3 protein-coding genes are annotated in these 2735 nt (G+C 70.4%); 2 read left to right on the forward strand and 1 reads right to left on the reverse strand.

Annotation, left to right across the window (positions count from 1 at the left end; genetic code table 11):
* Window positions 1–1024 (reverse strand): LLM class flavin-dependent oxidoreductase (locus E1200_RS32495; RefSeq protein WP_131956394.1); only part of this gene is annotated, 1024 nt, incomplete at its 3' end.
* A 236-nt stretch (window positions 1025–1260) separates the two neighbouring features.
* Here E1200_RS32495 and E1200_RS32500 point away from each other — a divergent pair.
* Entirely contained in the window at window positions 1261–2073 is an 813-nt protein-coding gene (locus E1200_RS32500; protein WP_131956396.1) for a universal stress protein, read from the forward strand.
* 179 nt (window positions 2074–2252) lie between these two features.
* A partial coding sequence (locus E1200_RS32505) for a CHAP domain-containing protein (RefSeq protein ID WP_131956398.1) occupies window positions 2253–2735 on the forward strand: 483 nt, incomplete at its 3' end.

Here is a 2735-nt window from a genome sequence, read left to right on the forward strand (position 1 = left end):
GGGCCGGACGGAGGGACTCGAACTCCTTGCGCAGCACGGGAACGACCTCCTCGCCCAGGATGTCGATCTGCTCCAGGACGGTCTTGAGCGGCAGCCCCGCGTGGTCCATCAGGAAGAGCTGGCGCTGGTAGTCGCCGAAGTGGTCGCGGAACGTCAGGGTCTTGTCGATGACCTGCTGCGGGCTGCCGACCGTCAGCGGCGTCTCGGCGGTGAACTCCTCCAGCGACGGGCCGTGCCCGTAGACGGGGGCGTTGTCGAAGTAGGGGCGGAACTCGCGGACCGCGTCCTGGGAGTTCTTCCGCATGAACACCTGGCCGCCGAGCCCGACGATCGCCTGGTCGGCGGAGCCGTGGCCGTAGTGCTCGAAGCGCTGCCGGTACATGCGGATCAGCCGCTGGAAGTGGTGCTTCGGCCAGAAGATGTGGTTGGCGAAGAAGCCGTCGCCGTAGTACGCCGCCTGCTCGGCGATCTCCGGGCTGCGGATCGAGCCGTGCCACACGAACGGCGGGACGCCGTCCAGCGGGCGCGGGGTCGAGGTGAACGACTGCAGCGGCGTGCGGAACCTGCCCTCCCAGTCGACGACGTCCTCGCGCCAGAGCCGGTGCAGCAGGTGGTAGTTCTCGATGGCGAGCGGGATGCCGTCGCGGATGTCCTTGCCGAACCACGGGTAGACGGGGGCGGTGTTGCCGCGGCCCATCATCAGGTCCACCCGGCCGCCGGCCAGGTGCTGGAGCATCGCGTAGTCCTCGGCGATCTTCACCGGGTCGTTGGTGGTGATCAGCGTGGTCGCGGTGGACAGGACGAGCCGCTCGGTGCGGGCCGCGATGTAGCCGAGCATGGTCGTCGGGGAGGACGGCACGAACGGCGGGTTGTGGTGCTCGCCGGTCGCGAAGACGTCCAGGCCGGCCTCCTCGGCCTTGAGGGCGATCCTGACCATGGCCTGGATCCGCTCCGCCTCGGACGGTACGCGCCCGGTGGTCGGGTCGGGGGTCACGTCGCCGACCGAGAAGATTCCGAACTGCATGCCGGCCTCCGAGATAGTAGAACGTTCAATTACCTTATCGAACAGCGCGGCCCAAGACCATATTCCTGGCGGAACCCCCGCGCAGGGCCGCGCCCGGGAGCCCGCGGGCACCACGCGTCCCCCGAATCCCGGCGACCCCCCTGGTCTGATCGGCCGCTCGGGGGGAATGCTGGACCCATGATCGGAGACGGGCCGCGGGAGCGGCGCACGGGGCACGGCGGCGGAGCGCCGGACGCATGATCGGCGAACACGTCCTGGCCGGGTACGTCAACGACGCGGGCGGCCGGGAGGCACTCGACCTGGCGGCCGCGATCGTCGCGCTCACCGGCGGCCGGCTTAGCGTGGCGACCGTGCACCCGCCCGGCCTGCCCGCAGCCGCCGGCGAGGCCCGCGCGCTGCTGGACCAGGTGGCCGGCATCCTCGACGACCGGCCCGCCGACCTGCACGTCCAGGAGGGGCGCAGCGTCGCCCGCGGGCTCACCGTGCTCGCCAGCCGCATCGGCGCCGACCTCATCGTCGTCGGCTCCCCCGAGGGCGGCGCCCGCGGCCGCATCGGCGTCGGCGCCGCCGCCGACCACCTGCTCCACTCGGCCACCGAGGCGGTGCTGCTCGCCCCGTCCGGCTACACCCCGCCCGACGCCCTCGGCCGGATCACGGTCATGTACGTCCGCCGGCCGCAGTGCGACGACGCGGTCATCCGCGCGGCGCAGGCCGCCGAGCGCCTGGAGGTCCCCCTCCGCCTGGTCACGCTGGCCATCGGCGACGTCGGGGACGACGGCGCCGAACGGCTCCGCGACGACCTGGCCCTCGCCATCCGGCTCGCGCTGGACTCCGCCGAGCTGCTCCCCGAGGAGGTCTCCGCCGACCTCGCCGAGGGCGACGACGTCGCCGACGCCCTGGAGGACGTCGACTGGCCCGACGACGAGCTCCTCGTGTGCGCGTCCAGCGAGGACGCCGCCGCCCACCGGGTCTTCCTGGGCGAGGTCGCCCTCAAGGTTCTGCGGGCCGCGACGTGTCCGGTAACCGTGCTACCCAGGGGCTATTTCTGAGATAGTCCGTTTTGACCGATTCCCTGGAACGGGTTGCCGGGCACCTTTTACCTCGACTACATTCCATCGAGATCAGAACGTGACCTTGGAACGTGACGGAGGCCAGACGTCACGCCGCACGTTCCGTCCCCCCGGTCGGGCACCACCCTGCCCGGACGAGCGCGACGGCAGGGAGCGAGATGGACCCGATCGGCAAGAAGCTGCTCGACATCGCCAAGAAGGAACTCGGCTACACCGAGAAGGGCGACGGCTACACCAAGTACGGCAACTGGTGGACCGAGAACGTCGACGGCGACCGCGACGACTACTTCAAGACCGCCCCCTGGTGCGACATGTTCCTCGCCTGGGCCGCCGACAAGGCCGACGTCACCGAGCAGGCCGGGCAGTTCGCCGCCACCGTCGACCACGCCAAGTGGTTCGACGAGCACGACGCCTTCGGCCGCGAGCCCGAGCCCGGCGCCATCGTCTTCTACGACTGGAACGGCTCGAACGACATCGGCAAGATCGACCACGTCGGCATCGTCGAGAAGGTCGACGGGAAGACCCTCCACACCATCGAGGGCAACGCCGACGGCTACAAGCTCATGCGCAAGACCCGCAGCATGGACAACGTCGTCGGCTTCGGCTACCCCGCCAAGGTCAAGGTCGAGGCCAAGTACACC

This window comes from Actinomadura sp. GC306 (genome assembly GCF_004348665.1).
In the GTDB taxonomy this organism is placed as follows: domain Bacteria; phylum Actinomycetota; class Actinomycetes; order Streptosporangiales; family Streptosporangiaceae; genus Spirillospora.